Consider the following 19,921-nt stretch of genomic DNA (forward strand, 5'->3'; position numbering starts at 1 on the left):
ACTGGTCGTTCCGTGTAATGTGTGTTGATAGCGCACGATATCCCCAGGTGGAGGAGGAGATCATGAGTGATGTTCTCATTCGAGATGTTCCAGACGATGTGCTTGCGGCAATCGACGCGCGCGCGACACGACTAGGCCTCTCCCGAACGCAGTATCTTCGCCGCAAGCTCGCGCAGGATGTCCTGGTGGATTCGGAGCCGGTAACCGTGGAGGACCTGCAATCCTTCGGATCCACATTCTCCGATCTGGCAGATGACGACGTGATGTCACGCGCGTGGCGATGACCCGTTCCTGGCTCATCGACAAGTCCGCGCTGGTGCGCCTCGGGTCGAGTCCGGACGCGCACCATTGGGCGGAAAGAATTGAACGGGGGCTCGTTCACATCACCACGATGACTCGGCTCGAGACCGGATTCTCGGCCAGAAGTGCACCGGAGGCACGCCGCGGATTACACAAGCCACCCATCTCTTTGATGCCCGTCGAGTACCTCACACCCGCAATCGAGGCGAGAGCCCTCGAAGTTCAACTCCTTCTGGCTGAGGTGGGACACCATCGCGCTCCGTCGGTTCCAGACTTGCTGATCGCGGCGACCGCAGAACTCGCCGGACACGCGGTCTTGCACGTCGACAAGGACTTCGACCTCATCGCAGAGATCACCGGGCAACATGTGGAGCGGCTCGCGGTGCCCTCCAGGTGATCCCACTGCATCCGATCCCACCGCATCCGGTCCCACTGCGCGACTCGGAGGCGGGACCTGGGGAAGGTTCGGGAAGCGACTATCCGCGACGCCTCGCCGCCCTGCGGGCGAACTCGTCGAGTGCGTCGGTGACCTCGGCTGCATGCCACATCCTGTTCCGGGAGAACCCGGTGAACTCGTGAAGGATTCCCGCTTCGACCAGGGGGCCGATTGCTCTGCCGGCATTGTCGGGCGAGACATGCAGTGCGGTGGCGACGGCTCGTCGATCCACCACTGGCTGTCGAAGCAGGAAGTCCATGAGTCGCTGGGCACCTGCTCCCTGCCGGACCCGTACCCGATCGCGCCATTGCTCGCGGATGTGTCGTAGGTCCGACACCAGACGGCTGCCGTTCTCGACGGCGGAAAGTGCGGCGCGCGAAAGAGTCTCGACGATCATCGACGGATCTCCGCTCCGATAGGAATCCAACGCTGCGAAGTAGCTGCCCGTATCGGCGAGCAGTCCGGCCGACACCGGCACGGTGACGTTCTGCGTCAGTCGGCTCGCGCGGAGCATGGCCTGGACGAGTGCGCGGCCGGTCCGGCCGTTGCCATCGGGGAAGGGATGGATTGTCTCGAACTGCGCGTGTGCGATCGCGATGTGGATCAGCGGTGGGATGTCGCTGCGACGGGCGAACTCGATCAGGTCGTCGATGAGGTCGGGTACCCGCGCACCTGTGGGCGCGACGAACTCTGCGTCATGGGGGCCGATGCTCGTGCCACCGATCCACACCTGATCGTCTCGCCATAGCCCAGCCATCTGCGGGCTGGTGTTCTGCATCAGCGCGTGGTGCATCGCGAGGATGGCGTCGGTGTCCAGGCGGTCTGCCAGCTCGACCGCCGCCGTCATTGCCGCGACATTCCCGACGATCTCGGTGGCGTTGCGCTTCTCGCGGCTACCCAACTCGGCGAGAGCGATCTGCTTGGCTCCTGACGACAGATTCTCGATCTGCGACGACGACGCGGACTCGGAACGCAGGAGTATCGCGGAGAACGGTGCCAGCTCGTTGCCGAGCTCGGCGTCGAATCGGGTGAGCACCGAACTTGCCTCGGCGACGAGCGCCGACGTCTCGGGAGCGACATGCGGCGTGGCAGCGGCGATGTGCGGAACCACGGCGGCCCGATACGGGCCCCGGTACCGCTCGCGTTGAGCTCGAGTCAGTAACTCGGGTGGGATCGTCGGGGTCCAGTCGATGACCTCGCTGGACAACGCGGGCCAGTCGCCTGGCCCGCGGGCGGAAGTCCCAAGTGAGGGCATACAGGAACCATACCCTCACTTATGAGATAAATGAGGGTATGGCTCACCCATGCCCTCACTTACGCCGGTCTCGCCCGGCTACCCGAGGTCGACGCTGCTCACCCGACGCGCAGTGTCGTTGATGAAGCCGATCTGCGCGGACAGATTGGCCTGCATGCCCTGCAGGTGATCCCACTGCAACCGATCCCACTGGGTGTCCCGTCCCCACGACGTTCCGACGGTGTCGCCGTGGGCGAGCAACCGCTGGTGACGTTCGTGGTCGCGCAGCACCTTGGCGTAGGAGTCGAAGTTGGTGGCGAGCTCAGCGAGCTGCGCGACATTGTCGAGCAGCTCCCGCCAGTTGTGCTGCACCCGCGCCAGGCGTTGGTTGATCGCCTCCGTGAGCGCACGGCCGACGTCGGAGTCCGACTCGGGGTACTCGATCGATGACCGCACCCACCAGATGCGGTAGCCCTGGTGGCTGATCGTGTAGAGGGATTGGTCGACCTGCGGCAGGATCTGGCCGGCGGTGATCACGTGGCTGCGCGCGGCCGGTGATGCCTTGATCCGTTCGACGAGCAGCACCGCGATGCCGAGGAGTTCCGCCTCCGGTCTCAGCAGGGTGGATTCGCCGGCGAGTTCACCGTGCGCGGGGGTGCGTTCGGCGCCGTACGGCCACGGGTTGGCCGTGCGCGCGTTGTCCGGAAATCGGACGATCCGTGGCCGTGTAATCCGGCCCCACAGTCCGGGCTCCGTCGGCGGCGGTGCCTGATTCGGCCACCGGTTCGACGCGGTGAACCGCAGGTAGGCGTCCCGCGCGTACTCCGGCGTCAGGGCGCTCACCAGGGCCGTCAGCTCGGTGGTGTCGGCGTCGGGTCGTCGGCCGTCACGCGCACCCGCCGACGACATCGCGACCAGGTGGTCGGTCATCGAGACGGAGTTGGTGGGCATCGTGAACTCTCCGAAGGGGCAGGTAGGTGGCGTCCGGGTGACGGTAGCAGTGCGCACCGACCACGGGCCGCCGACTACATCGTCCCGTGATCAGCTCTCACATCCCACCCCGTCGCCGTCGCTGTCGAGGTGCGAGCCGTAGCCGGGCTGGCCTGCGTAGACGGGTGCGGCGCCGGCGTCGCGGGCCGCGGTGCAGTTCTCGTAGGGCCCGGTGGCGTCCTGGGCAGGCGCGGGCGGTGGCGGTGGGACGTAGGCCGGGGTGGTCGGCTCTGGTTCCGGCGCGGCCGGTATCGCGCGGCGCGTCTGCTCGTCGACGTACGGTTCGGTCTCGACCGCCTCGTTGGTTTCCTCGGTGACGGGAACCGTTGCGCCACAAGATGAGAGTACCCGCTGCATGGCGGACTTCTCGGCTGCGGTCACCCACAGTTCGTAGGCGGCCTTCACGTCGATCTGCCGGGACACGTAGGTGCAGCGATACGACTTGTTGGGTGGCAGCCAGGTGGCGGCGTCCCCGGCGCCCTTCTGGCTGTTGGTGGGGCCGTCGGTGGGCTGCAGGTTGCGCGGATCGTTCGCCAGGTTGCGGCGTTCATCTGCGCTCAGCTGCTGCGCGCCCTTCTGCCAGGCGTCCGACAGCGCGACGACGTGGTCGACCTGCACCTCGGTGGACGTGGTCTCGCCGCGGGTGAACGGGATGGACCGGCCGGTGTACGGGTCGTTCAACGTGCCCGACAGGACCACGCAGTTCTGGGTGCCCGGCTTGATGACCACGGCGTCCATCGTCTGGAGGAGGTCGTTGCGGGTGTCGCAGCCGTTGTGGCCGCCGGCGACGGTGACGTCGTCGGACCAGGCCTGCCCGAACTGGTCGCGGTCGTAGCCGGTCTTGGGGGCGCGGCCCTTGACCGCCAGGGTGTCGAGCTTCGCGATCGCGGCGTTGGCGTCGTCGCTGGTGAGCGGTACCACCGCGGCGACGGTCGACGTCGGGGCCGCACTGGTGGTGGAGGTGGTGGTCGTGGTGGGTGCGGTCGTCGTCGACGACTGCGCGGCCACCGGCGTCGACGTGTCCTCTTCCTCGGGGAGGAGGTTGCCGATGATCGCGAGCACCGCGATCGCGGCGACGACCCCGCCGCCGATTTTCAACCACTTACCGCCGCTGCGGGTGGCCGTGGTGGTGGCGCCCGGCGAGTGGTAGCGGTCGGTCCACTGTTCGCCGTCCCACCATCGCAACCGTCCGGATCCCGACGGATCCAGGTTCCAACCGGGCGGGGGCGGCGGCGCACTCACTTGTTATCTCCAGGCAAATCGATGTAACTCAGTCCACGTGTTTAGCGTTCGGGAGGCTCACACTGTTACAGAGTGCCGACCCGAAGTCCAAGTCGACTCGCGTCAGAGGCGGGCCCTGCGACAGAAGCCAAAGCGGCTGAGCGACCATAGAATACGGCATCCGCCCGAGGTCCGAAGGGGTCGAAGGTACTGACTTCGTGGGACCAAAGTCGCAGTGGACGTCGTCGTTTCTACGGCAGTCCTGCTCGATCGAACTCCTGTTGCAGCCGAGGACGATTCCGATGAATGTCCCGCAGTTGCACGATGAACGTGTCGACCTCGTGGGCGCGGTCGGTTCCGTTGGCCAGCCTGCGCATTCGGACGAGGTGCCGGGCCGCTGCCTGGTAGTGGCCCGCGCCTGCGGTTTCGAGTTCGGCGTGCACCAGGTCGGTGAGTGGTCCGAGCACGGCGAGCCGGTCGATCTTCTCGTACTTCTTGATCAGGTCGAGCCACAGCGAGCCGTCGGTCAGGGACAAGTCGTGCGCCTGCGCCCAGGCCTGTCGTGGATCGCGAAGGGTGTTGAGGCTGAACACGACCGCATCGCGCGGGCGAGTGTCGAGAGTGGTGGTGACCTCGTCCTGCAGGCTGTCCCAGTCGTCGCCGGCAGTGTCGTACAGCCGGGCAGCGGTGGACGAGGAGGGGAACCGGCGAAACACCGCGAGCCGGGTGGCGAGGAGCTCGTCGGGTCGATGGGCGGCCACCAGGGCACACCAGGTTTCCGATGCCGTCAGCGACTGATGTCCTCGGTCGAACTCGGTGGCGCGCTGTGCCCAGTCGATCGCGCGGTCGTACTCGTCGATCTCGGCGAGTGCTTTCGCAGTGTCGTCCAACCAGGCCGCGACGCCCTGGTCGCGTGCGTGCGTCCGGATGACCGCATCGACGTCGCGGTCCAGCACGGCGAGACGACAATCGTTGTGGTCCAGGGTGAACAGGTCGTGACGGAAGGAGGTGCGCCAGTCGTCGGGCAGAGGTCCCAGCCCGGTTCGGATCTCGTCGAGCCGCCGACGGTACCGCGCCATCCCGACGTCACCGAGTGCCGGCGCGTACCGCACCGGGTCGAGGGTGAAGAAGTCGCAGTCGTTGTGGAACTGGAACCTGATCATCCAGTCGACCAATTTGGCGGGTGGCGGAGCTGCCGGGCCGGACAGGTCGGCGTGCAGGTCCAGGAGGTCTCGGACGGCGTCGCCGATGATGCCGCTGGAATCGTCAGCACGCATGACCACCTTGAGCGCGGAGGCCAGCGCCCTTTGCGTCACCGCGAACGCCTCGGCCGGGTCGCCGTGTTCGGCGGCTTCGCGGAGCAGGTCGACACCCTCGTGCATCTGGGCGCCGTGGGCGTTGGATGCGCGCCAGGTGTGCAGATCGGCGCGCGTGCGGATCAGCGGTAGGACGTCGTCGGCGAGATCGGCCATCTCACCATTGTGAACAACGGGTCGGGCCGCGGCTGAGCCTAGGTCGCAGGCCGCCCGCCCGTGGATCGGTGCGGGCATACTGTTCGTGATTCGCCCGTCCCTGACTGGAGGTTCCTGTGGCCGGTGGCCTCGTCGCTTTGCTGGACGACATCGCGACCCTGACGAAGGCGGCAGCGGCGTCGATCGACGACATCGGCGCCGCCGCCGGCAAGGCCAGCATCAAGGCGGCCGGTGTGGTCGTCGACGACACCGCCGTCACACCCCGCTATGTCCACGGCTTCACGCCGGATCGGGAACTGCCGATCGTCCGCAAGATCGCTGTCGGATCGATCCGGAACAAGCTGCTGATCATCCTGCCGGTGGCGATGATCCTCAGCCAGTTCCTGCCACAGGCGTTGCCGTATCTGCTGATCGCCGGCGGTCTGTTTCTCTGCTACGAGGGCGCGGAGAAGGTGTACGAGGCGCTCGGCGGCGGACATGGGCACGACCACGCCGACGACGCGCCGGCCGCGGTGAAGGGGCCCGAGTTCGAGAAGTCGATGGTCAACGGCGCCATTCGCACCGACCTCATCCTGTCGGCGGAGATCATGGTGATCTCGCTGTCGTCGGTCGAATCCGAACCGTTCTTCACCCGGCTGGCGGTGCTCATCGTCGTGGCGTTCCTGATCACCGCGCTCGTCTATGGCGTGGTGGCGCTGATCGTCAAGATGGACGACGTCGGGCTGTCGCTGGCGCAACGCCGCTCGACGGCGAGCCAACGCATCGGCCGCGGCCTGGTCAAGGCGATGCCGAAGATCATGGCCACGCTGACCGTGGTGGGTATCGCCGCGATGTTGTGGGTCGGCGGCCACATCCTCATCGTCAACGTCGGCGAAGCCGGATTCCATTGGCCCGCCGACCGTCTGCACGACCTCGAGCACTGGTTTGAGGAACTCGTCCACGGCTTCGTCGGCGGCTTCCTGTCGTGGACTGCGAGCACGGTCGTCTCGGCGCTCGTGGGGCTGGTGATCGGTGCGATCGTCGTGGCGATCATGCATGTCATTCCGCGGCGGGGTGGCAAGGAAGTGCACGCGCAGCCGACGGAATAGTCGAGAGCTGCGAGACCAGCGCTGATAAGATTGCCTTATGGGCCTCGGTAGCGAATACCGCAACGCCCGACGCGACGAGGAAGTTGCCCGACTGCGTCGGGTCATCGCATTGCGGGCGCTCGTGGCGACGGGGAAGTCGCAACGAGAGATTGCCGAGATTCTGGATATCACCCAGCCGGCAGTCAGTCAGCAACTCAAGTTCGCACCCGACCTCGACCGCGTCCAGCCGGAGATGCTGCTCGAAGCCGCCGCACCAGTCCTCAAAACACTTGCTGCGCAACGCGGATACACCCGCATAGCCGTGTTCGGTTCGGTGGCTCGCCGACAGGCCGGTCCCGACTCGGATATCGACCTGATCGTGGAGGCCCCCGACGCGACGTCGTCGTTCGACTTCGTCGCCTTCCAGCGACTCCTCGAAGAGGTCCTCGGGCGCGAGATCGATCTCGTCGAGTACGGCGGCCTGAAAGCCGGCCTCGACGACGACATCAACGATGGTGCGGTGCTGCTCTGACGGACGGGATTGTTGCAGGTCTACGCGACGACCACCCACATCAGAAGCAGTGCCAGCAGCCGGAAAGCCCCTCCGGCCGCCGCCACGCCGATGAACACGGCCAGCGCGATCGGTGCCTTGATCCGGACGGCTGCGACACCCGCCAGCCATCCAATGATCAGACTGGCCGCGGCCACAGCCAGCCAGGAATTGAGCAGCAGCGTGCCGAACCAGCCGACGACCAAGACAGTGAACACCACGACGATCCGCGTCAACGGGTCGCTCTGCCCACGGCCAGCGGGCGACGCGGAGCTGTTGTGGGACATCACTTCTCCTCGATGACGGCACGTGCACTGACCCGGGGCGGTCCTCGCCAGGCGACCTGCCCTTCCGGCCGGGACTCCGATCTGACGCACCTCACGCGGGCCGATGTTCCCGGCGGGCGCGTTCGGCCGGCGTCGGCCGCATCTCGGAGCCGATCGGCCGACCTCGCGAATCGTGCTGTACTGGAGTAGTGATCAAGCTCCTCGTATTCGTCGTCATTGCGGCGGCGATCGCGGTTGCGCTGGTCGTGGTCGGATCGTGGGTGATCAACGGCGTCCGATCGCTCGGCGAGGGGCTGGGGAGTCGACGAGTCCGGCCGATGTCGGCCGACGACCTGCGCGCCCTCCCCGAGATGGACTCAACCGGTGCGGAGCCCGACCCGCTCGGGGAACTGGCCGACACCCTGCGGTCGACGCGGGCCGCGCGGTGGTCGCGGTGCCGCGCGATCCAGGAACAGGCAGAGCCCGCCGAGTCGAGCCAGTACCTGCAGCTCGCGCTCCACACCTGGGCAGGCGACGCTGACGACAACGCTCACCTCCGCAACGACCCGATCGGTCAGATCGCCGTCACCGCGGGCCTGGTCGCCGACCGGGTGAGCGACTACCCGGCCTGGAAGCTGGACTTCTTCGACCGGCACGGGGTACGTGTGGACCTCGGGCGCGAGGTCACCGAGCTCACGACGTCCGCCGCGAACGTCCGCGACCAGATCGACCTCCTCGGCGAACCACCCACCCACCTGAGCACCGACGACGACGTCGTCGAGACCTACATCGCCAAATCGCTGATGCTGTCCCGGCGGCTCGACGGGCTCGTCGAGCGGGTCGGCGCACTGGGCGAGTACCAGCAGATTGTGGCCGCCATCCAGCAGCGCCAGGACAAGCGGGACTGGCTCGATCGGGTCAGCGCCATCGACGACTTCGAGAACGAGGTCGACGCGCAGTGGGACGCCACCGAGGCCGACCGGATGCGCAGCACCGCCGACGAGTCTGAGCTGCTGGCGTCGATCTACCTGGATGCGCTCGCACCGTTGGCGAAAACACTGGGCCGGTAGTGAGCGTCACGTGACCGACGACGAGATCTTCGCCGCCATCGCCGACGAGCGCCGCCGCCTGGCCGACCTCGCGGCCACGTTTACCGACGAGCAGTGGGCGACCGCGTCGTTGTGCGACGGCTGGAGCTGCCGGGATGTGATGGCGCACTTGCTGGTCCCGCTCGTGGTGTCGATCCCCGTGGCAGGCCTCGCGATGCTACGAGCCCGCGGCAACTTTCATCGCGCCAACCTCACCATGGCGGCCAAAGTCAAAGTGACCTACCCCGACCTTCCCACGGCGCTGCGCGACAAAGCGGACACGCGGTTCACCCCACCCGGCCGGCAGGGTCCGCGCGCACCGCTCACCGACATCATCGTGCACGGCCTCGACATCCGGCGGCCGCTGGGCATAGCGGCGACCACTCCGCCCGACCGCACCCGGGTGGTGCTCGACTTCCTCGTCGATCCCGTGAGCACCAACATGTTCGGGAAGGTGCCCAGTAGTACCGTGCGTTGGGTATCGACCGACCTGGACTGGGCGGCGGGTGACGGCCCAGTGGTCGAAGGCCCGGCGGAGTCGCTGCTGCTCGCGCTCACCGGTCGTCCGGCGGGGATGGCCGAACTCGCCGGTGAGGGCCTGCAAGAACTCACGTAGATGGCATCGGGCCTCGGCCGAAGGCGGTCACGACCTGGCGAGCTGCGGATACAACGTCTCGATCGGCGCCGCGAGGCCGGCCTTCACCTGCTTGCTGAGTTCGTCGGCCAGGATCTCACGGTCCCCGGTTTCGAGGCCGTCATACGCGGCGCGCACGATGTCGGCGGGATCGTTCTTCGGGGCATCGACGCTGGCGACCATCGGTGTGTCGGTGTAGCCGAGATGCAATGAGACCACGTCAATACCCTTGTCCGCGAGCAGCAGTCGTTGCGTATTGGTCGCCGACCACAGCGCCGCCTTGGTGGCGCTGTAGCCGTCACCCATCCCATGCCAGCTCAGCGCTGACAGGACGTTTAGCAGCGTCCCGCCGGAGCTCCGCAATGCCGGAACGAACGCGTTGGCAACGGCCAGCGGACCCCAGAAGTTGGTCTCGAACAGTGCGCGGAGCTCGGTGAGGTCGCCGAGGACGCTCGCACCGTTGAGGCCGCCGGCGTTGTTGATGACGATCGTGACGTCGGAGGCGGCTGCGGCCGCAGCGTCGATCGACGACGCGTCGGTCACGTCCAGCGACAGCGGGACGATGCGCGCATCGTCCCAGTCGCGTGGGCGTCGGGCAGTGGCATACACCTTCTCGGCGCCGCGCTCGAGGGCCTGGCGGACGAAGTGCGTACCGAGGCCACCGTTGGCACCGGTGACGAGAACGACTGCGCCGTCGAGTGAAGTCATTGTGGTTCAGATCCTTTCGATGATGGTGGCGTTGGCGAGGCCGCCGGCCTCGCACATGACCTGCAGCCCGTACCGGCCGCCGGTCTGCTCGAGATTGTTGAGCAGGGTGGTCATCAGGCGTGCTCCCGACGCCCCGAGCGGATGCCCGAGGGCGATGGCGCCGCCGTTGATGTTGACCTTGGCGAGGTCTGCGCCGGTTTCGCGTTGCCACGCAAGCACAACCGATGCGAATGCCTCGTTGACCTCGAAGACGTCGATGTCGTCGATCGTCAATCCCGCCTTCGCGAGGACCTTCTCGGTGGCGGGGATGACGCCGGTCAGCATGAGGACCGGGTCATCGCCGGCAACCGCAAACGAGTGCACGCGGGCGCGCGGGGTGAGGCCGAGTCGTTGTGCTGCTTGCTCGTTCGTGACCAGGATGGCGGCCGACCCGTCGTTGATGGGGGAGCTGTTACCGGCGGTAACACGCCAGTCGAGGTCGGGGTAGCGGGCTTCCCAGTGCTCGTTGCGGAATGCGAGCCGCAGATTCGCGAGCGACTCGAGGGTGGAGTCGGGCCGGACGGTCTGATCGGTGCGGAGGTCGTTGACGAAGGTGACCTGGGAGTCGAACAGTCCGTCCTTCCAGGCACGGGCCGCGCGTTGGTGGGAGGTCGCGGAGAACTCGTCGAGTTCGGTACGCGACAGATTCCATTTGTCGGCGATCAGCTCGGCGCTGATTCCCTGCGGGATGAGGCCCTCGGCGTACCGTTCGGCAACCCTGCTGCCCGCGATGTCCTTGCCGAGCGTTTGCGATCCCATGGGGACCCGGCTCATCGACTCGACACCGGAGGCGATCGCGACGTCGTAGGCCCCGGCGATGACGCCCTGCGCGGCGAAGTGGAATGCCTGCTGGCTGGAGCCGCATTGGCGGTCGACGGTGACGCCCGGAACGGATTCGGGGAATCCTGCGCCCAGCAGTGCCCATCGTGAGGTGTTGCCCGATTGTTCGCCGACTTGGCCGACGGCGCCGCTGATCACGTCGTCGACGACGGCCGGGTCGATGCCGGCGCGTGCCACGAGGTCAGCAAGCACGTGCGCATGTAGGTCGACGGGGTGGATGTCGGCGTAGGCGCCGCTCGGCTTGCCGTGCGCGATGGGGGTGCGGACGGCGTCGACGATCACTGCAGAACTCATGACTGGCTCCCTCGGTAGGTCGTGTCGTCACCGGACGACACGCTGACTTTGCGATCCCTTAGTCAGCACGCTACGAGCTGGCTTGGGGTTTGTAAAGTCAGGAGTAGGATGAATCACATGAACGACGACGGACCCGAGGTCGCCGGCCCCGATGTGATGGAACTGCAGGGTGCTTTCGCGCGACGCGATGACTGGCAGGTGAAGGGCTGGTGCCGCATCGAGCGGGCGCTCGACGTGATCGGAACCAAGTCGGCGATGGTCATCGTCCGCGAATTGCTGTACGGCGGTACGAAGTTCGACGAGCTTGCCCGCAGAACGCAGCTGAGCGACGCGGTGGCGTCGTCGCGGTTGAAGCAGCTGCTCGCTGACGGGATCGTCGAACGACGTCCCTACCGGGAGCCTGGACAACGCACCCGCTACGAGTACGTGCTGACCGACCGCGGCCGTGCACTGTTCCCGGTGCTGACAGCGTTGATGGACTGGGGCGAACACCTCGAAGGCGACCGGCGCGGTGGTTTGGAAGTGACTCATCGTGGCTGCGGGGCGCCGGTGTCGGCGGTGGTGCGGTGCGCGGAAGGGCACGAGGTGTCGGTCGACGAGGCTGCCGCGCGCATTCGGGACGAAGCGTGGGCGGTCGCGGCGAGGGAGCGAGGGCGGAAGGCGTCCCCGCCCGCTGTGGACAACTGACAGCCAGCAGCCCGGACCTGTCGGAGCCACTTCCTACCGTGCCTGTCAGAGGGTCATCGCCGATGACCGACTGCATAGGGGGATGCACATGGCCGAGAATCATGCCGCCGGGTTCGACGACAGCATCGACGCGGAATGGCGAGAGTTCCGGCAGCGGCTCGCGATCAGCGTGGCGAGGCTGGGTCGCTACGAGTTCGTGGAGCTGAGCCGCGAGGGAAACACTGGCCGGCCGTTGTTGATCTTCACGGTGACCGGCGCCGGCCGGGTGCGATGCACCATCGGCATGTCGGCACTTGCCAACTCCTGGCCGCCCGACCAGGTACCGGTCGCTCGCGCTCAGCGTGCCGCCGTCGACCGCCTTGGATGGCGAGAACTGCGGTCGGACAGCATCATTCGCGAGTCGGGCAAGCGCACAATGGATCGGCTCCTTCGCGATGCCGAGGCGGCGTTGCGTGAGGTGTGGCGGATCGAGCATCCGTCGGTGCTGCACGTGCATGATCCGTTCAGTCCGGAGGAGAAGAAGCTCCGGGCAGAAAGCCGGCCGAAGCAACGGGAGCTGACTCTCAGCGGGACGGCCTCGTTCGGGGTGATCCCCGACGACGCCGAGCACCTCCTGGCCATGGCCGCCGAGACGTTGGGTGTCGGCTGGGGTTGCGACGTCCCGATCGACGATGGCGCCATCCGTTTCACCGACATCGACGGCATCTACACGAAGCTGCTGGTGTCGCCGCACGCCATGCGCTTGGAGTTCTGCACGATCGTCGGTCACTGCATGCCCGACATGGAACTGCTCGGCGCCGTCGTCGCCGAGCACTCATCACGGTGGCCTGACGTCTCCATTCTCGTCGCCAAGGATCACGTGTTCGCCGTCCGCGCGCTCGAGTGCACCACCTTCTATCCCAGCAACCTGCTCTCGGCGATCGAGGCGTGGCGCGACTTCTGCGCCGCCGGCGCGATCGACATCGTCGAACAGCTGCACCCGGAGATGACCGGCCAGTACGGGTCGGTGAATGGGGATCTGCCCGCGGGGCTCGTCGATCTGATCCGGCGGTTCGTCGCGGACCCATGCGGTTTCACGCCGTCCCGGCTGGCCTGTGACACCAAGGCGAACGCGCCGATGCTGCGCCGGTATGCGCGCATCTGCGGGGAGTGGCTCGAGCAATGGCCGGACGGGGAACCGGCCGCCGGCTGCGACGAACCGCCAACGCCGACGCCGCGCGATGTGCGGCGATTTGTGCCAGTGCTGTTGGAGGCGATCGGGGTTGCGGCCGAGCTCAATGTGGAGTCGGAGATGCGGCAGGGGAGGTGAGTGTGTCCAGTAGACGGCTGCGAACCGTCAGCCGTTCCACCGGTCTAACCGCCTGGCACTCAACGCTTCAGCCACCCGCTTGCCGAGCAACTTCTCCGCCGAGTACCGGTCGACCTGATCGAGCGTGAACTCGGCCTGCGGGTCGGCGATCCGTTGCAGCTCGTCGGCGGTGATATCGGGAACGTCGAGGGCGATCTCGCGCGCATCATGGACGTCGATGTTCTCGTGCGTCCACAGGTAGTCCGAGCCGCGGCGGTGGTCTGTGGTGACGTACCAGTTCGCGATGAAGAGCGATCGGTTCGGGACCAGCGTCCACACCTTGTGCCGGTCGATCGTCGCCCGGGCGTTCGGCCTGGTGGCGGCCAGCCATGCCAACGCGCCGTCGTCAACGCGTTCGAGCCGCCAGAACTCCCAACCATCTTTCGCCATGCCCGTTTCCGTTCGTCGGTCAGCCGCTGACGATGTGCGGTGTCGGCGGGGTGAAGCTGGTGTTGTCGGGGAGCGGCTGTGCGCCCTTCTCGGCGCCCACCTGTCGGACGGTCTTGACCTCGTTCAGGCGGCTACCGCCCTGGCGCGCCAGCGAATCGTCGTACCACTCGAACCACGGATATCCATGGGTGCGGTACTCGTCGATGGTCAACGGCGCGCGATGGGGAGGAGTGTCGGTAAGTGACTGCCACACAGCCGAATTGACGATCCGCAGGCTGACCTCGACCCCCGCATCGAGGTCCCAGTTCTCGTGCGGTTCGATCGGTGCGGCGACGGACTGGCGAATCGAACCGCCCGCGCCGAGGCCCATGCCGGTGGAGTCGCCGTCGCAGACCATGAACGATCCCGGTTCCGGGAACACCTGCCGGCGTTGAGCCCACACGTCGGCCCGTAGCGGGGCGACCGAGAATCGGATGAGCCCGTCGTCGGTACCGGTGAGTTGCTCGGCGACGGTGTAGCCGTCACCGATCGGCATCGCGACGAACTGGCGCACGGTGAAGTCGTCCACGCGGAACCCGTCGAGCCAGGGCTGCGTGGGGACCTCGACATAGTCCTCCGCGTCGAAGTCGGGTTCCGGCGTGAACGCGTCGCCGGTGACCGCGTTGATGCCGCCAATGCCGATCTTCACCAGGAACGGATAGCTCTCTGGTGCGGTCAAATCGATCCACGTCGCCTCCGACTGCCACAGCGGGAGAATCGCATCGGCAGTGGATAGTGCTCGTGGGTTGATGTCACGGGTGGACCGGATATCGAGCGCGCCGAGACTCGGTGGGAGTCCGTAGGTGGTGGCGTCGTCGGGCACTCGCAGTGTCCGGTGAAAGGTGATGCGCAGCGTGGCGGCAGCATCGACCTCCGGAAACGTGAAGTCGATGGCGCGAGGCCCGGCCATGACGGACATGATGCTCCGATCTGTGAAGTGGTGAGGTCAGGATAGGAGCGGGGTCTGACAGATCAGGGGCGGACGGCCTGCCGTACCGCGTCCGCTATGCCGTCGAATCGCACCGGGGATACATCGAGTGCGCGCGGGAGTCGGGACAGAGCGATGCTGCGCTGATTTCCGAGTCGACGATTGATGGTCGCGGTGGCCACGACGTAGAACTCCCACTGCTCGAGCCGAAGCGGGTCGGCGACAGCACGGTCGTCGGCAGTATGAACGCAGAACACATAGACGTCAGCCTGTCGCATCGCCGTCGTCTCGTAGGTGTTGGTGTCCGCATGCCAGGCCGTGGTCTCACCGATACTGAAGCGCCGCGACGACGGCTTCGTGACGCCCCAACTCTGCAGGTACGCTGTCGATTTCACCTCGATGGTCGTACCGTCGTCGGTCTTCAGATCGAACGCGTCCCACTCGAGACGGATGCGATGGTCGACGCAGCCGAGCGCCACACCGACGATGTACTCGGCGAGCATCCCGCGCAACGCGTTCGACAGAAGATCGGATGAGGACCAGGACCAGAAATCATCGACGGTACGACCCAACTGGACATCATCGTGCGAGAAGGGTTCTTTGCCCGTCAGACGGATCACGGGGTTGCTGCTATCGGGAGCCACAGAAACACTGTGGCACGTTGTCGAGAACAACGGTGCTGGTTGACGGCGTCCGACCGTCCAACTGCGCCAGGGCCAGTAGGGTGGCCTGTGCTAGCTGGTAGACCACTCGAAGTCGACCCGCCCAAGAATGCCGATGTTCTTGCGGCTCAACCAGACCGGCGTGCTCTCGGGTTGGGTTGCGTACAGGCCATGCGCTGCCGACACCACGCGGTCGAACTGGCTGGGCCAGTTGATGCCGGCGGCCAGTTCATCGAGCAGGTGCTGTCCCCGTCCTAACGCCCGGTCGACATGCGTGGGGGAGGGCAACAGGTCGGACTTGTTTGAGTTGCACGACGAGCACGCCAACACGAGGTTGGCCAGGCCGTCGATGCCGACGCGCGACCACGGCAGCACGTGGTCCACATGTCGAGTGGCCGTCAGTCGAGCAGCGCAGTAGAAGCAGTGCGGACCGAACTCGCTCGCCAAGACGTCACCGGCCTTGAGGAGCGAGACGCGGTCGGCGCCGAAGAGGTGGTCGGCGATGTCGGGACCATCGGCGAGGAGGGTCTTGTTCATGCGTCGGACGTCGTCGACCCAGGCGAGCTGGAACGCGGGTTTCAGCAGTGGGCCAGGCGCGCGAGCGTGGTGCAGACTCCGGGAAAGAGGATCAGCTTGTTGCCGTGGCTGGCGACCACGCGCAGCGAATCGGTACCCATCCAGGAGTCGTCGTAGAGGAAGCGTTCGTGCTCGGTGGCGGTGGTGACGTTCTGTAACAGCTTGAGCGGGTAGCGAACCAGTGTGCGTTTCACCGTGGTGTGCGCAGCGCGGAAGGCGTCAGAGCGGTCGGCAATCACCAGGTCGATCGTCGGCGCGCGATGAGTGCTGGTCAGCTCTGCCCGCAGACCGGCGACGGTGGTGAAGATGACGCCGCGACCATCCGTGGACTGCCGCAGCTGATGCCCATCGAGCGGGCGCATCTGCCGCCAGTACAGCTCGATGACGCGGGTTGTGAGGTCGTCGAGGTCGATATCGACCGCGGCATTCGGGTCGTCGGGAACGGACTCGACGCTGAGGTCCAGCAACGCCATGAGAACCGCGAGCTTGTAGGTGGCCGTGCGGCGCCCGCCCTCGAGGAGGGCGACGAGCTTCTGGCCCAGTTCGAGCGGATCGGACGGCGGGCCAGGCATGCGGCAAGTCTACGAAAGCGATCGGCCCGGCATGGGGCCAGCTCGCTGGCGCGAGGTGTGTGCCAGCATCGATCCGGAAGCTGGCAGGATCTGTTGTAAGTATTTGGTGGCATCCGTGAGTGCCGTGAGGTCGCCGGTTCTGATACCTGCGACGACGCTTGCCAACGGAATGCCGATCGCATTGATCCGCACCCTGCGTGGTCCGTTCTCTCCTGGGACCGTCAGCTCGATTCTTGTCGGGGATGTCTGCGACGACTCCGCCGGATAGATCAGGTACGAAGTAGGCGTCTCTGTGAAGCCGGTATAGCACTGCGCGTACAGCAAGAGTTGATAGATGTCGGCCGGAGAAATGTCCCAGCGGTCGTAGAGTTTGTACTTCGCATCGATTGCACACTGGCGATCCGCGTGGGTGGCTACTATATCGGGCGCGATCGAACGCCTGGACTGCCCGTTCACCGTGATGAGCGACGGATTGCGTTGCTGGGCTTGCAGTGTGACACCGCTGTTTACGTATGCAACGTCGAGGACCCTCTCCACGAATCTCTCGAACAGGGCATTCATGTTGATCAGGAAGGCGCCGACTTGATGTGAGTCGGGAGCAGCGCTGTCATCGACCTCTCCAAGTCTGAGAAGCGAGCGGCACCAGGTGTGCGCCGACCGGTAGTGAGCGTTTCGCCGCCCATAGACCACCCGCGCCGCCAGCAGGGTGCGTGGCGAGGGCAGCGTTGGGGCGATCTGCGCGAGGCGCTGCTCGAGGTCGGCGGCTCGGCGGCGAACCTGTGGATTCTGTGCGGCCCGGCGCGCAGCCATCACACCGGCCAGCAAGAGGTGGTTCTCGAGCGCATCATGGTCGAACTCGTCAAAAGTGCAGGCCAAGGCGGTGAACTTGCCGTAGTGCACCGTGGCCTGCCGATACGTATCCAGCCGCCCACGGAGAAACGGGAGATCATCTGCGTGCCCGCGGTAATCGCGGATCAGCCCCCGAGCCAGCACACGCTCGGTCTGGACCACCACCAGTCGGCACAGCAACTGCACGGCGTCTTCGGTGGAGTCGTCGGACAGATCCCGCAAGTAGTCCGGTAACTCTTTGATCGGGCTGCCGTCGGTGAGTGCGAGCATCGTCAGGACTCCAAGGTTGCCTCCGGCGAGCTTGGGTACAACGCGTACATGTAGCTCAGAAGAGAGGCGAACACTCCCGACCCACGACGCTGACCGAACCTCCACACGATCGTTCGACAGCCATTTGACGGTCAACCGATTGCCGAGTGATTCCGCCAACCGGACCTGGTCGGCAACCGGAACCGCCGGCAGAGCGTGGGTGCCGCTGCTGTGCTCGCTGAGTTCGATCATTCGGTGGTCGACTGCACCTTGAGCCCGAAGTTGTCGGCCAACGCCGCAACGAGTTGGGCGTCGTGATTGACGATGTCGGTCAGCCGAGAATGAGCGGCGTCGACGATACCTGGTCCCAAGAATTCACGGAGCTGACTGTAATCGTCGTAGACGATCTCTTGGAGAAGTGGAATGACGTCCGTGCGGATCACGTCGGCAAATGCCTCGACGGATTCTATGGGTTCCCCGTGGTCGAGAAAGTACGAGTGCCCGATCTGTCGTTCTCGGCCGGCGATGCGAGTGATTGCCGCGTTGAGGTCGTGCAGGAACTGATCGAGCGGCAAATCATCGATCGTCACTTCGGATAGCAAGTCGGTGTCGGGCATGAGTTCGATGAACCCGAAGCGACGGCGCAGCGCGGCATCCAGTGATCGGATGCTCTGGTCGGCCGTGTTCATAGTGCCCAACACGATCAGGTTCTTTGGCACGGAGAGCGTTTCGCCGCTCGTCGGAAGGGTCACCGCCTGGCCGCGTCGACCGCGCTCTATCACGGTCATCAGTTCTCCGAAGACGCGTGGGACGTCGGCGCGGTTGATCTCGTCGATGATCAGCACGTACACGTGATCGGGATCGGCGTGTGCTTGTGTCGCAACTCGTTTCATGATGCCCGGACGTAGTGCCAATTTCAGCTCGGTTTCACCGGAGAGCGGCCGGAAGCCTTCGATGAAGTCTTCGTAGGCGTAGGACGCGTGGAAGGTGACCTCCGTGAGTCGGTTCGCGCTGCGATTCTCATCAGTCGATCGAAGCAGCCAGGCGGCGAACCCCTTCGCCGCCCGTGTTTTTCCGGTTCCCGGCGGGCCATAGAAGATCACCTGGCCCTTGCGGTCGAGGATCTTCTTCCAGCCTGTGTAGCGAAGCTCGTCGTCGGTAGTGATGTCCGTGGCATCGTCGTCGCCGTTCGGTGGCTTTGGAGGTACATCTCGCCCGAGGATGTTGTCGAGTTTGGTCGACGGCACCTTTGCGATCGTGATTACTGCCCAGGATTTGACCGGCTCGGGGATCGTGTTGCCGGTGCTCAGATCCCAATCCACGTTGATGGTGTGTTTGTACTGGTCGCGCTCGGGTCGCCATTGATATGCGGGTGAGGTCACGGTGCCCACGGCGAGGACCTTCGAGGTTCCCCGGTTGGCTATGATCTGGTCGCCTTCTGCGACCTCGGTGAGGCGCCACAGCTCCCGACCCTTACGCGTGATCGCCGACTTGTTGCCCTTGTAGGTTTCGGCGAAAGCCGCAGTGAATGCTGCGATGAAGTCGTCCTCGGCGTCGAACAGCGAGAGGTCTCCGACCTCGTCCCACCCGATACAGATGTATCCGCCCTCACGGCACTCGTCCCAGAATCGGCCGCCCTCACCCGGGGCGATCTTCCAGTACTTCGGCGTATGCCATCCGGCCGGGCCCGACCATGAGTACAGAAGTTCGATGAACTCCAGAGGATCTGTGTCGGCCAGCTGTGGATAGGCGCGGAGGTGACGGAGGATGCGCTGATTGATGTCGAGAGTGTCGCCGGTGGTCTCGAGCCCGAACTCCTTCGCGAAATGGGTGAGGTGATTGTGGCTGTAGATTGGCAACACACTGTCGGGGAAGTACAGAAAGAGCGACTTCAAGCGCACGGTGCGGGCACCCCGCAGAATGTCGATCTCCGAGGTAGACGTCCACTCGCCCCGATCAGCGAGGTCGAACATCCGCAGGAACCCGGAATGCAGGTCGCTCCACGCTTCCTCCACGTTGGCATAACCGCGGGGGTACGCCCATTCACCGCTGTTGCGTCGGAAGATCACGTGCTTGTGTGCGCTGCCGCCGCTGATGCTGCCGAGGTTCGGCGTTCCCCACTCCAGGAAGTAGGAGTAACTGTTGCGGAAGTCGGGCGTGTTCAGTGCGTAGTCGCTGAGCGTCACTGATGGCCAGGAGTCGCGTGGGAAGCGGGCCAGAAACTGGTCCCGTTGGTCAGCCTGCTGGGTTCGAAGTGCCGCGTTTCGAGAGCCCAGGTTTGCATCGATCGCCTCGTCGAAATCCACCAGTTCTGGCCCTTCTCCGCCACAGGCGGCGCAGATCATCGCTTCGCGTCGAGGGTAGCGCCGCGTGGCGTTTGGGCGTCAGAACTTGACTCACCTGACCATTGAGGTTCGCCAGGTTGCTGGCGAGATGCTCCTGGCATGGGAATCGAGCTATGTCTTCATCCGGTCTGACGGTG

The 19,921-nt window shown here is 65.5% G+C and carries 20 protein-coding genes and 1 pseudogene; 8 read left to right on the forward strand and 13 right to left on the reverse strand.

Translation table 11 applies throughout. The features are described 5' to 3' along the window. The first annotated feature begins 62 nt into the window (after window positions 1-62). Window positions 63-284, forward strand: coding sequence for a type II toxin-antitoxin system VapB family antitoxin (gene vapB, locus V1Y59_RS18265; RefSeq protein WP_330506374.1), 222 nt, complete (start codon window positions 63-65; stop codon window positions 282-284). Next, window positions 281-697: a PIN domain nuclease gene (locus V1Y59_RS18270; protein WP_330433521.1), complete on the forward strand. Its 417-nt coding sequence runs from the start codon at window positions 281-283 to the stop codon at window positions 695-697. Before vapB ends, V1Y59_RS18270 begins: the two co-directional genes overlap by 4 nt. 79 nt (window positions 698-776) lie before the next feature. Here the strand turns inward: V1Y59_RS18270 and V1Y59_RS18275 are convergent, their stop codons facing one another. From V1Y59_RS18275 to V1Y59_RS18290, 4 genes are all read right to left on the reverse strand, one after another. Continuing rightward, window positions 777-1,991, reverse strand: coding sequence for a Fic family protein (locus tag V1Y59_RS18275; protein ID WP_330506375.1), 1,215 nt, complete (start codon window positions 1,989-1,991; stop codon window positions 777-779). 78 nt (window positions 1,992-2,069) lie between these two features. Beyond that, window positions 2,070-2,921 (reverse strand): hypothetical protein, encoded by an 852-nt coding sequence (locus tag V1Y59_RS18280; protein ID WP_330506376.1) that lies wholly within the window; start codon window positions 2,919-2,921, stop codon window positions 2,070-2,072. Between the two features lie 90 nt (window positions 2,922-3,011). Further along, window positions 3,012-4,202 carry a GmrSD restriction endonuclease domain-containing protein gene (locus V1Y59_RS18285; protein WP_330506377.1) on the reverse strand — a complete coding sequence of 397 codons (1,191 nt, stop codon included), beginning with the start codon at window positions 4,200-4,202 and terminating at the stop codon, window positions 3,012-3,014. A gap of 230 nt (window positions 4,203-4,432) precedes the next feature. After that, window positions 4,433-5,653, reverse strand: a complete 1,221-nt coding sequence (locus tag V1Y59_RS18290) for a DUF6880 family protein (RefSeq protein WP_330506378.1) — start codon at window positions 5,651-5,653, stop codon at window positions 4,433-4,435. A gap of 116 nt (window positions 5,654-5,769) precedes the next feature. On the opposite strand from V1Y59_RS18290, the gene V1Y59_RS18295 reads away from it, so the two are divergent. Further along, window positions 5,770-6,741: a DUF808 domain-containing protein gene (locus tag V1Y59_RS18295; RefSeq protein WP_330506379.1), complete on the forward strand. Its 972-nt coding sequence runs from the start codon at window positions 5,770-5,772 to the stop codon at window positions 6,739-6,741. 37 nt (window positions 6,742-6,778) lie between these two features. Further along, on the forward strand, window positions 6,779-7,252 hold the full coding sequence (locus V1Y59_RS18300) for a nucleotidyltransferase domain-containing protein (RefSeq protein WP_330506380.1): 474 nt from the start codon (window positions 6,779-6,781) through the stop codon (window positions 7,250-7,252). A 20-nt stretch (window positions 7,253-7,272) separates the two neighbouring features. Here the strand turns inward: V1Y59_RS18300 and V1Y59_RS18305 are convergent, their stop codons facing one another. Then, window positions 7,273-7,557: a hypothetical protein gene (locus V1Y59_RS18305; RefSeq protein WP_330506382.1), complete on the reverse strand. Its 285-nt coding sequence runs from the start codon at window positions 7,555-7,557 to the stop codon at window positions 7,273-7,275. 188 nt (window positions 7,558-7,745) lie between these two features. Here V1Y59_RS18305 and V1Y59_RS18310 point away from each other — a divergent pair, with 188 nt between their 5' ends. Together V1Y59_RS18310 and V1Y59_RS18315 are read left to right on the forward strand one after the other, a co-directional pair. Next, window positions 7,746-8,606 (forward strand): hypothetical protein, encoded by an 861-nt coding sequence (locus V1Y59_RS18310; RefSeq protein ID WP_330506383.1) that lies wholly within the window; start codon window positions 7,746-7,748, stop codon window positions 8,604-8,606. Window positions 8,607-8,616: 10 nt separating this feature from the next. Next, window positions 8,617-9,240, forward strand: a complete 624-nt coding sequence (locus V1Y59_RS18315; RefSeq protein ID WP_330506384.1) for a maleylpyruvate isomerase family mycothiol-dependent enzyme — start codon at window positions 8,617-8,619, stop codon at window positions 9,238-9,240. Between the two features lie 27 nt (window positions 9,241-9,267). On the opposite strand, the gene V1Y59_RS18320 is transcribed toward V1Y59_RS18315, so the two are convergent. Both V1Y59_RS18320 and V1Y59_RS18325 read right to left on the reverse strand, forming a co-directional pair. After that, window positions 9,268-9,966: an SDR family oxidoreductase gene (locus V1Y59_RS18320; protein WP_330506385.1), complete on the reverse strand. Its 699-nt coding sequence runs from the start codon at window positions 9,964-9,966 to the stop codon at window positions 9,268-9,270. A gap of 6 nt (window positions 9,967-9,972) precedes the next feature. After that, window positions 9,973-11,139, reverse strand: coding sequence for a thiolase family protein (locus V1Y59_RS18325; RefSeq protein ID WP_330506386.1), 1,167 nt, complete (start codon window positions 11,137-11,139; stop codon window positions 9,973-9,975). 117 nt (window positions 11,140-11,256) lie between these two features. On the opposite strand from V1Y59_RS18325, the gene V1Y59_RS18330 reads away from it, so the two are divergent. Both V1Y59_RS18330 and V1Y59_RS18335 read left to right on the forward strand, forming a co-directional pair. Further along, a complete protein-coding gene (locus V1Y59_RS18330; RefSeq protein ID WP_431309221.1) occupies window positions 11,257-11,826 on the forward strand; it encodes a winged helix-turn-helix transcriptional regulator in 570 nt (189 codons plus the stop codon). 88 nt (window positions 11,827-11,914) lie between these two features. Further along, window positions 11,915-13,135: a TY-Chap domain-containing protein gene (locus V1Y59_RS18335; RefSeq protein WP_330506388.1), complete on the forward strand. Its 1,221-nt coding sequence runs from the start codon at window positions 11,915-11,917 to the stop codon at window positions 13,133-13,135. Between the two features lie 27 nt (window positions 13,136-13,162). Here the strand turns inward: V1Y59_RS18335 and V1Y59_RS18340 are convergent, their stop codons facing one another. The 6 genes and pseudogenes from V1Y59_RS18340 to V1Y59_RS18365 all read right to left on the reverse strand — a co-directional run bounded on the left by V1Y59_RS18340 (window position 13,163) and on the right by V1Y59_RS18365 (window position 19,625). Then, window positions 13,163-13,564, reverse strand: a complete 402-nt coding sequence (locus V1Y59_RS18340) for a hypothetical protein (protein ID WP_330506389.1) — start codon at window positions 13,562-13,564, stop codon at window positions 13,163-13,165. Between the two features lie 19 nt (window positions 13,565-13,583). Then, window positions 13,584-14,513 (reverse strand): hypothetical protein, encoded by a 930-nt coding sequence (locus tag V1Y59_RS18345; protein ID WP_330506391.1) that lies wholly within the window; start codon window positions 14,511-14,513, stop codon window positions 13,584-13,586. Window positions 14,514-14,575: 62 nt separating this feature from the next. Continuing rightward, a complete protein-coding gene (locus V1Y59_RS18350) occupies window positions 14,576-15,175 on the reverse strand; it encodes a hypothetical protein (protein WP_330506392.1) in 600 nt (199 codons plus the stop codon). A gap of 90 nt (window positions 15,176-15,265) precedes the next feature. Beyond that, window positions 15,266-16,341: pseudogene (locus V1Y59_RS18355) on the reverse strand (HNH endonuclease). 9 nt (window positions 16,342-16,350) lie between these two features. Then, complete coding sequence (locus V1Y59_RS18360) at window positions 16,351-17,691, reverse strand: McrC family protein (RefSeq protein WP_330506393.1); 1,341 nt, start codon at window positions 17,689-17,691, stop codon at window positions 16,351-16,353. Next, window positions 17,688-19,625, reverse strand: a complete 1,938-nt coding sequence (locus V1Y59_RS18365) for an AAA family ATPase (RefSeq protein ID WP_330506394.1) — start codon at window positions 19,623-19,625, stop codon at window positions 17,688-17,690. The genes V1Y59_RS18360 and V1Y59_RS18365 overlap by 4 nt, the downstream gene beginning before the upstream one ends. Window positions 19,626-19,921 lie beyond the last annotated feature (296 nt).

Source organism: Gordonia prachuapensis, assembly GCF_036350515.1.
GTDB classification, from domain to species: Bacteria; Actinomycetota; Actinomycetes; order Mycobacteriales; family Mycobacteriaceae; genus Gordonia; species Gordonia prachuapensis.

Excerpts from the sequence above, each read along its gene's own strand:
- V1Y59_RS18305 (WP_330506382.1), bottom strand. The coding sequence starts at position 7,557 with ATGTCCCACAACAGCTCCGCGTCGCCCGCTGGCCGTGGGCAGAGCGAC.
- V1Y59_RS18320 (WP_330506385.1), bottom strand. The coding sequence starts at position 9,966 with ATGACTTCACTCGACGGCGCAGTCGTTCTCGTCACCGGTGCCAACGGT.
- V1Y59_RS18340 (WP_330506389.1), bottom strand. The coding sequence starts at position 13,564 with ATGGCGAAAGATGGTTGGGAGTTCTGGCGGCTCGAACGCGTTGACGAC.
- V1Y59_RS18360 (WP_330506393.1), bottom strand. The coding sequence starts at position 17,691 with ATGATCGAACTCAGCGAGCACAGCAGCGGCACCCACGCTCTGCCGGCG.
- V1Y59_RS18280 (WP_330506376.1), bottom strand. The coding sequence starts at position 2,921 with ATGCCCACCAACTCCGTCTCGATGACCGACCACCTGGTCGCGATGTCG.
- V1Y59_RS18275 (WP_330506375.1), bottom strand. The coding sequence starts at position 1,991 with ATGCCCTCACTTGGGACTTCCGCCCGCGGGCCAGGCGACTGGCCCGCG.
- V1Y59_RS18330 (WP_431309221.1), top strand. The coding sequence starts at position 11,257 with ATGAACGACGACGGACCCGAGGTCGCCGGCCCCGATGTGATGGAACTG.
- V1Y59_RS18270 (WP_330433521.1), top strand. The coding sequence starts at position 281 with ATGACCCGTTCCTGGCTCATCGACAAGTCCGCGCTGGTGCGCCTCGGG.
- V1Y59_RS18300 (WP_330506380.1), top strand. The coding sequence starts at position 6,779 with ATGGGCCTCGGTAGCGAATACCGCAACGCCCGACGCGACGAGGAAGTT.
- V1Y59_RS18325 (WP_330506386.1), bottom strand. The coding sequence starts at position 11,139 with ATGAGTTCTGCAGTGATCGTCGACGCCGTCCGCACCCCCATCGCGCAC.
- V1Y59_RS18290 (WP_330506378.1), bottom strand. The coding sequence starts at position 5,653 with ATGGCCGATCTCGCCGACGACGTCCTACCGCTGATCCGCACGCGCGCC.
- vapB (WP_330506374.1), top strand. The coding sequence starts at position 63 with ATGAGTGATGTTCTCATTCGAGATGTTCCAGACGATGTGCTTGCGGCA.
- V1Y59_RS18335 (WP_330506388.1), top strand. The coding sequence starts at position 11,915 with ATGGCCGAGAATCATGCCGCCGGGTTCGACGACAGCATCGACGCGGAA.
- V1Y59_RS18345 (WP_330506391.1), bottom strand. The coding sequence starts at position 14,513 with ATGGCCGGGCCTCGCGCCATCGACTTCACGTTTCCGGAGGTCGATGCT.